Source organism: Streptomyces polygonati (genome assembly GCF_042650325.1).
Lineage (GTDB): Bacteria > Actinomycetota > Actinomycetes > Streptomycetales > Streptomycetaceae > Actinacidiphila > Actinacidiphila polygonati.
In genome coordinates this window covers 95657-102834 of the sequence record NZ_JBHSBB010000016.1, presented here as the reverse complement: position 1 = coordinate 102834, position 7178 = coordinate 95657, and the positions used below count along the sequence as shown (strand labels likewise).

Here is a 7178-nt window from a genome sequence, read left to right as displayed (position 1 = left end):
ACCGACACGCTCTCGCAGTCGGTGACCATCCCGGCCTCCTGCACGCAGGCGACCTTCAGCTTCTACCTGTACATCGACTCGTCGGAGACCACGACCAGCACCGCCTACGACAAGCTGACCGTCGCGGCGGGCTCCACCACGCTGGCCAGCTACTCCAACGTCAACAAGGGCACCGGCTACGTCCAGCGCACGGTCAGCCTGACCCCGTACATCGGGCAGACCGTCACCCTGAAGTTCACCGGCACCGAGGACTCCTCGCTCCAGACCTCGTTCCTGGTGGACGACACCGCGGTCAACGCCAGCTGATCACCTGACCGGCGGTACACCTGATCACCTGATCAGCGGTACGCAGCCGAGCACGCGGTCCCGACCCGGGCCGGCGCCCCCACCGCCGGCCCGGGCCCGGGGTGGCACGCCACGCCTCAGCGGGCGGAGGGTGACGAGGTGTAGGGGAGCAGGGCCATCTCCCGGGCGTTCTTGATGGCTCGTGCCATCCGGCGCTGCTGCTGGGCGCTGATCCGGGTGACGCGTCGGCTGCGGATCTTGCCCCGGTCGGAGATGAACTTCCGCAGCAGGTCGGTGTTCTTGTAGTCGATGTAGTCGATCTTCGCCGCGTCCAGGGGGTTCGGGCGGGGCTTGGTGGTCTTGCGGGGTTCGGGTCGGCGAGCCATGCGTGTTCCTTGGTCGTTCGGCGGTATGGCCGGGAGGGGTCGCTGGGACAACGGGGTCAGGAGACGGGGTCGAGAAGTTCGTCGAAGGCTGCCGGCAGGGCCCGCCACGCGTCGTGCCCCGCCCCGTATTCGGCATCGGTCAGCAGGCAGGAATTCAAGAGGTCTTCGATGCCGTCCCGGTCGAGTCCTGGTGAGGTGAAGACGAGGTGCTGGCAGCGATCGCCGTGCTCGGCGTCCCAGTCGAGAGCCGCAGCGGCCGTGCGCATCGGGGACTCCATCTCCCAGGCCGCGTCCGGCAGTGCGGCCAGCCAGGGACCGACGCCTTCGACGCAGAGAGCGCCGCCGGCCGCGTCCCACGCCAGGAGCGTGTCGGGCCGGTCGGCAAGCCAGAAGCGCCCCCGGCTGCGGGCGGCGGCACAGACCAGGTCCTCCAACGCGTCATAGAGCCGCCCGGGGTGGAAGGGGCGGCGGCGGCGCCAGACGAAGGTGGAAACGCCCGCCGCATCGGCCTCCTGGGGAAGGCGCGCGCAGGCCGGATGCTGGGCTGCCGCCGCGGCGCCCACGTCGAACCCTGCGAACGCCTCCCCGACCAGGTCCGGGCTCGCGGCCCGTACCTGTCGGGCGGTCGGGTGGAGTTGGCTGAGCAGGGCGCGGTCCTCGTCCGTCACTTCGTCGTCCTGGACGATGGCGAGCACGGGCGGGTATTCCAACTGGTGTGCCCACGTGTCCGCGACGGTCCGCTGGTCCTCGCGGGCGGCGGCGATGCCTGCTTCGTGGAGGTCGTCGCCGTTGGCAAGGCAGGGTAGGTTCAGGGCGGGGTCGACGGCGGTCATGACGCCGGTCAGTTCGAGGAAGTCGGCGCCCTGCCCGGCGATGATCTCGGCCATGGCCTGCGGCTCGACCGAATCCCACAGTTCCACCACCGCGAGCCGGGTCAGGCCGCCTGCGGCCAGACGCTCCAGTTCCGGCACGAGGTCTTCGCGGAGCGCGCAGCAGGCGCAGTCGTTGACCAGAGGGGTCTCACCGCTGGAGAGAATGCTGTCGGCGTCACGGACGGTGCGCCGCACGGTGCCGGCCAACGCCGCGGAGAGATCGTGGTGGAGCGCGACGCTGCCGGCCACCGTCCGGAGCAACCCCGCGACGACCGCCTGCCGGGCATCCCTGTGCAGGCCAGCCACGATGACGACCGGCATCCGGTCGCCGGCGCCCGTCACCGGGTCCCCCGCCGGCCGTAGCGGCGCTCGACGCGTCCGGCGGTGTCCAGGACCCTGGCGGTTCCAATGTAGAAGGGGTGGGTCCGGCCGTCCTCCCACTCGACGGTCCTGGTGCTCGTCGCCGTGGAGCGGGTGAGGAAAGCGAAGTCGGCGGCCTTGTCGCGGAAGACGACGGGGCCGTAGGCGGGGTGGATATCAGGTTTCACAGCAGGGTTCCTCGTCCTTGTCGTGGGCTCTTCTTCAGTGCTGGCCGGCTCAGCGTTCTTCGCGGAAGTCGACGTGCCGGCGGACCACGGGGTCGTCCTTGCGCAGGACCACGCGGTCGGGGTCGTTGCGCCGGTTCTTGCGGGTCACGTAGGTGTAGCCGGTGCCCGCCGTCGAGCGGAGCTTGATGATCGGGCGTACTTCCTTACGGGCCACGCGCCCACTATACGGAAACGATTTTCATATTCAAGGCGGCTTCGCAATGTTCCCGACGCCCATGACAAAGAGCGGCACTCCATCCATCGGACGGTGCACCGCTCTCTGTCGTCGTACCCGCCGGATCCAACCGGGGGCGGCCTTCCCCGTCGGACGCTACACGCGCTGGGCCTCGGCGTGGTGGTGGTCGTGGTTGTGTTCATCTTCGATGCCGAAGGTGTCCCAGGCGGGGAAGACGTCGTCGTACGGACCGGTGTCGCCCTCGGTCAGCAGGCAGGCTCGCAGCGCCTTCTGGAGAGCGTCCGCTTTCAGCCATGTTCCGATGAAGACCAGTTCCTGCCCCTGGAGCGTGTCCGCGTCGCGGGCCCCTGAGGGCTCGAAACGGGCGACCGCTCCGGCCTGCGACCACAGGCCGGTGACCCCCGGGCGGCTGGCGAGCCAGAAGAAGCCCTTGGAGCGCAGGATCTGTCCGAACTCACCACTGTCGAGGCGTTCGGTGACGAAGGCCCACAGCCGCTCGGGATGGAACGGCAGCGGAGAGCGGAAGACGGTGCTGGAGATCCCGTACTCCTCGGTCTCGGGTACGTGGTCGCCGTTGAGTTCCCGCACCCACCCGGGTGCCTGCTGGGCCCGCTCCAGGTCGAACAGGCCGGTGCCGAGGAGTTCTTCCAGCGGCACTTGTCCGTATCGGGCGGTGATCACGCGGGCACCGGGGTTGAGCCGGCCGAGCGCCGCCCGCAGCCGGACAGCTTCCTGTTCGTCCACGAGGTCGAGCTTGTTGAGGACGATCAGGTCGGCGAACTCGACCTGGTCCATCAGCAGGTCGCTGACGGTGCGTTCGTCCTCCTCGTACTGGTCGAGGCCTCGTTCGGACAGCCCGTCTCCGGCCGCCAGTTCGGCCAGGAACCCGGCCGCGTCCACCACGGTGACCATCGTGTCGAGCCGGGCCAGGTCACCGAGGGTGGCACCGTCGTCGCGGGGAAAGGCGAAGGTGGCGGCGACCGGCATCGGCTCGGAAATCCCGCTCGACTCGATGAGCAGGTAGTCGAACCGGTCCTCCCGCGCGAGCCGGTCGACCTCCTCCAGCAGGTCGTCGCGCAGGGTGCAGCAGATGCACCCGTTGGTCATCTCGACCAGCCGCTCGCCGGTCCGCGACAAGGCCGCCTGCCCGCCGCGGACGAGTGCCGCGTCGATGTTGATCTCACTCATGTCGTTGACGATGACCGCGACCCGCATGCCCTGGCGGTTGCTCAGGACGTGGTTGAGCAGCGTTGTTTTTCCCGCGCCGAGGAATCCGGACAGGACGGTCACGGGCAGCCGCCCGCCGGGTGTAGCCACCACTCAGCCTTCCGGGTTCAGCAGGCCGAGCTCGTACGCCTTCACGAGCCGCTGTGGAACCAGGTATCGGGTGCCGTCGATCACGACGGGCATGAGCTGCGGCGGCGACGCCTTCCACTGTGCGCGGCGGTGACGGGTGTTGCTGCGGGACATCTTCCGCTTGGGAACGGCCATGGCGAGGTCCTCCGGAGGTTCGGGTAGGACACCCACGCTATATGAACATGAATTTCATTGCTAATCCTTGGCGCTGTCCTGTGCCTCTGCAGGTCCAGCATCTGGCGAAAGTTCCGACGCGGGCCGGCCGGCCACGTCGGTCCGGCGGGCGTCGTGGAGGCAGTCTCCGCAGATGCCTGTCAGTTCGACGGTGTGCTCGACTTCGGCGAAGTCGGACGTGTCGGCGATGGCCTGGGCCCACGCTTCGACGGCGGTGGATTCCACGGGTGCACTGAATCCACAGCTGCGGCAGAGCAGATAGTGCTGGTGCCCCCGGCTGGGGCGGTAGCGGAAGAGCCGCTCGCCATTGCTGTCGCGCACGACGTCGGCGAGCCCGGCTTCGCAGAAGGCCGCGAGGGTCCGGTAGACGGTGCTCAGCCCGACGTGCACGCCTTTGAGGCGCAACGTGTTGTGCAGGCTCTGCGCGCTGAGGAAGTCGTGTCCCTTCATCAATGCCTCGAGCAGCGAACGGCGTTGAGGGGTCCGGCGGCCGGGTATCCGGGCGTCTTCGGTCGAGCGCTCGGTGGGACTTCGGTAGGTGCCGGGCACGTGGGATCTCCCCTTTCATCCCTGCGCGGTCAGCCAGTGGTGGCAGGCGTCGCACGCCGGTCACGGGGGCCGAGCAGGAAGGCCGCGGCATATACGGATGCGGCGACGGCGACGATGGCGAAGCTGGGCGGCATCTTGGGCACCAAGTAACTGGCGGCCAGGCCGCCCCACATCTCGGCGACCGCCAGCACCGTGGACAGCGCGAACGCCCGTGACGGCCGGCTGGTCAGCCGCTGGGCCGCGCCGACCGGCGCGGCGAGCAGGCCGAGCAGCAGCAGCGATCCCACGGCCTGGGTCGCCTCGGCGGCGGTGACTCCGACCAGGGCGAGGAAGGCGAAGCCGAGGACGCGTACCGGCACTCCGCGGGCCGCGGCCACCGCTTCGTCGACCGAGGAGAACATCAGCGGGCGGAAGCCGGCCAGTACGACCATGGATACGCCGCCGGCCACGGCCGCAGTCGTGACGGTCTGGCCCGCTGACAGGCCGAAGATGGAGCCGAACAGCACCCTGACTCCGGCGCCGCCGTCGGCGGCGCCCCTGGAGGTGGTGTAGAGGGTGAGGAAGAAGGCGCCCAGGCCGGTGATCCAGGCGAAGACGCTACCGATGGCGATGTCATCGGCGCGGCCGGAGGCACCCATGGTGCCGAGCAGGACGGCAATGGCAACGGTGGCCACGTACAACCCGACGCGCAGGTCGATTCCGGCGGCCAGCGCGGCCAGCGAACCGGTGAACGCCATGTGGCTGAGCGCGTCCCCGGTGAAGACCTGCGCCCGCAGGACCAGGAAGTAGCCGACCATGCCGGACGCGGCGGCGATCGCCGCGCCCGCCAGCACGGCATGCAGGAAGAACGGGTGCCCGAGCGCTCCGGGCAGTACGGACGCCGCCGAGACGATCACAGCACGCTCCCCGAGATCCAGGGCTCGGATGCCGGCGTTACGCTCGCCGTCTTGGAGGCCGGACGGCTGTGGCTGTCCCGCAGCGCGCGTGCACCCCAGGACGCGGCATACAGGACGAAGGCGGAGGTCGTCACGAAGAATCCGATGGGGTAGGGCGAGTAGTAGGCCACGGTCAGGCTGGTCCAGGTGACCGTCAGCGCGATGACCACGGACAGGGCCATGCCCAGGAACGGCTTGGAGGTGAGGTTCTGGGCGGTGGCGGCGGGGATCACCAGCAGGGCGAAGACCAGCAAAGCTCCGGTGATCTGGCTGGTCGCCGCCGTCGCCGTGCCGAGCACGACCAGGAAGACGCTGGACAGCAGCCGTACCGGCACCCCTCGCGCCTCGGCGACCGCCGGGTCGACCGAGGCGAACAGCAGGGGCCGCCCGATGAGCGCCACCACCGCGAGGACTGCGACTGCCACGGCGGCGAGCACGTCGACCTGGGAGGTGGTGATGCCGAGGAAGCTGCCGAACAGCAGGGAGTTGACGCCGCCGAGGAAGCCTTTGTAGAGGGCGATGAACAGGAAACCGGTGCCGAGCAGCAGTGCCTGGACGGTTCCGGTGACGGCCGCCTCCTCCCGACCGCCCTCGCGGCCCTCTCGGGGGATGGCGGCGATGATCAGTGCGGCACCTACGCAGAACGTGAAGTAGCCGTACAGCGGGGCGACGCCGGCCAGCGTGGCGCCAGCCGCCCCCGGAAACGCCACGGCGGACAGGGTGTGGCCCGCGAAGCTCTGCCGGCGCAGGACCATGTAGTAGCCGATCACCGCGGCCAGCACGGCGACGACCGTGCCGGCCCGGAAGGCGTTCACCATGAAGGGGAAGGCCCACATCTGCTGAACGTCCGTCAGCGGGTTCCACGACCAGCCCGCGTCAGTGGTCAGCATGGCCCGCCCCCTGCTGCCCGGCCACCGAGTGCCGGTCGGTGTGCACAGCGGCGGGTTCGGGCTGCCCCACCACCATGAGCCGGCCGTCGGAGGTGTGCAGCACCTCGATCGTGGTGCGGTAGAGCCGGGTGAGGGTCTCGGAGGTGATGACCTCTCCGGGGGTTCCGGCGACCGCACCGTCCTCCGCCAGGTACACCACCCGGTGCAGGTGCGGCAGGATCGGATTGGCGTCGTGCGCCACCATCATGACGCTGGCCCCTTCCTCGGCGCAGATCCGGCCGATGAGTGCGGCCACGGCGGCCTGATTGGGCAGGTCGAGGCTGTCCAGCGGCTCGTCGAGGAGCAGCAGCCGTGGGCGGCGGACCAGTGCCTGGGCGATCAGCAGCCGCTGCTGCTCACCGCCCGAGCACTGTCCGATCGGCCGATGCGCGTACGCCGACGCACCGACGAGTTCGATGGCCTCGTCGATCGCCTTGCGGGCCGCTCGAGCGGCGCCCGGCCTGGGCAGGCCCCAGCGGTCGCCGTCCCACCCGAGGCGGACGATGTCCACACCGCGGATAGGCAGGCTCGCGTCGAAGCTGCGGCGCTGGGGCAGGTACCCGACCAGGTGCGCGAGGTGCCCGGGCTTGTGGCCGAGGACGGTGACGTCGCCGCCGGTGATGGGAATGAGTCCGAGGATCGCTTTGACGAGCGTGGACTTGCCGACCCCGTTCGGGCCGAGGACAGCGACGAACTCCCCGGGGGCGATGTCGAGGTTCACGTCCGACCACAGGGCACGTCCGCCGACCCGCACCGAGGCCGCCCGCAGGCAGACCACGGCATTCCGCTGCCGGGCGGCCGGCGTTGTGTCGGCGGCGCGGGTTGCGGACGCGGCGTCGTCGGTCGGCCCGTGCTGGTGCGGTACGCCGGGCCCGGCGGCGTCGCGGATGCGGGCGATCGGACGCACGA

General features: G+C 69.9%; 10 protein-coding genes and 1 pseudogene. 1 reads left to right on the top strand and 10 read right to left on the bottom strand.

Features of this window, described 5'->3' with window-relative positions; all coding sequences use genetic code 11:
- Positions 1–306: pseudogene (locus tag ACFO3J_RS25110) on the top strand (hypothetical protein); the annotation flags it as partial.
- 116 nt (positions 307–422) lie between these two features.
- On the opposite strand, the gene rpsR reads toward ACFO3J_RS25110, so the two are convergent.
- The 10 genes from rpsR to ACFO3J_RS25060 all read right to left on the bottom strand — a co-directional run bounded on the left by rpsR (position 423) and on the right by ACFO3J_RS25060 (position 7176).
- A complete protein-coding gene (gene rpsR, locus ACFO3J_RS25105; protein ID WP_386433420.1) occupies positions 423–671 on the bottom strand; it encodes a 30S ribosomal protein S18 in 249 nt (82 codons plus the stop codon).
- 56 nt (positions 672–727) lie between these two features.
- Positions 728–1864: a CobW family GTP-binding protein gene (locus ACFO3J_RS25100; protein WP_386433418.1), complete on the bottom strand. Its 1137-nt coding sequence runs from the start codon at positions 1862–1864 to the stop codon at positions 728–730.
- A 17-nt stretch (positions 1865–1881) separates the two neighbouring features.
- Positions 1882–2091: a 50S ribosomal protein L31 gene (gene rpmE / locus ACFO3J_RS25095; RefSeq protein ID WP_386433415.1), complete on the bottom strand. Its 210-nt coding sequence runs from the start codon at positions 2089–2091 to the stop codon at positions 1882–1884.
- A gap of 49 nt (positions 2092–2140) precedes the next feature.
- Positions 2141–2305, bottom strand: a complete 165-nt coding sequence (rpmG, locus tag ACFO3J_RS25090; RefSeq protein WP_386433412.1) for a 50S ribosomal protein L33 — start codon at positions 2303–2305, stop codon at positions 2141–2143.
- A gap of 156 nt (positions 2306–2461) precedes the next feature.
- Complete coding sequence (locus ACFO3J_RS25085) at positions 2462–3643, bottom strand: GTP-binding protein (RefSeq protein WP_386433409.1); 1182 nt, start codon at positions 3641–3643, stop codon at positions 2462–2464.
- 3 nt (positions 3644–3646) lie between these two features.
- Positions 3647–3817 (bottom strand): 50S ribosomal protein L32, encoded by a 171-nt coding sequence (gene rpmF, locus ACFO3J_RS25080; RefSeq protein ID WP_386433407.1) that lies wholly within the window; start codon positions 3815–3817, stop codon positions 3647–3649.
- A gap of 60 nt (positions 3818–3877) precedes the next feature.
- Positions 3878–4405, bottom strand: a complete 528-nt coding sequence (locus ACFO3J_RS25075) for a Fur family transcriptional regulator (RefSeq protein WP_386433404.1) — start codon at positions 4403–4405, stop codon at positions 3878–3880.
- Positions 4406–4434: 29 nt separating this feature from the next.
- The gene (locus ACFO3J_RS25070; RefSeq protein ID WP_386433403.1) at positions 4435–5301 is read right to left on the bottom strand and encodes a metal ABC transporter permease; all 867 of its coding nucleotides are present in this window, start codon (positions 5299–5301) and stop codon (positions 4435–4437) included.
- Positions 5298–6230 carry a metal ABC transporter permease gene (locus tag ACFO3J_RS25065; RefSeq protein WP_386433400.1) on the bottom strand — a complete coding sequence of 311 codons (933 nt, stop codon included), beginning with the start codon at positions 6228–6230 and terminating at the stop codon, positions 5298–5300. Before ACFO3J_RS25065 ends, ACFO3J_RS25070 begins: the two co-directional genes overlap by 4 nt.
- Positions 6217–7176, bottom strand: coding sequence for a metal ABC transporter ATP-binding protein (locus ACFO3J_RS25060; protein ID WP_386433397.1), 960 nt, complete (start codon positions 7174–7176; stop codon positions 6217–6219). Before ACFO3J_RS25060 ends, ACFO3J_RS25065 begins: the two co-directional genes overlap by 14 nt.
- Positions 7177–7178: the final 2 nt, after the last annotated feature.

Excerpts from the sequence above, each read along its gene's own strand:
- rpmF (WP_386433407.1), bottom strand. The coding sequence starts at position 3,817 with ATGGCCGTTCCCAAGCGGAAGATGTCCCGCAGCAACACCCGTCACCGC.
- rpsR (WP_386433420.1), bottom strand. The coding sequence starts at position 671 with ATGGCTCGCCGACCCGAACCCCGCAAGACCACCAAGCCCCGCCCGAAC.
- ACFO3J_RS25100 (WP_386433418.1), bottom strand. The coding sequence starts at position 1,864 with ATGCCGGTCGTCATCGTGGCTGGCCTGCACAGGGATGCCCGGCAGGCG.
- ACFO3J_RS25065 (WP_386433400.1), bottom strand. The coding sequence starts at position 6,230 with ATGCTGACCACTGACGCGGGCTGGTCGTGGAACCCGCTGACGGACGTT.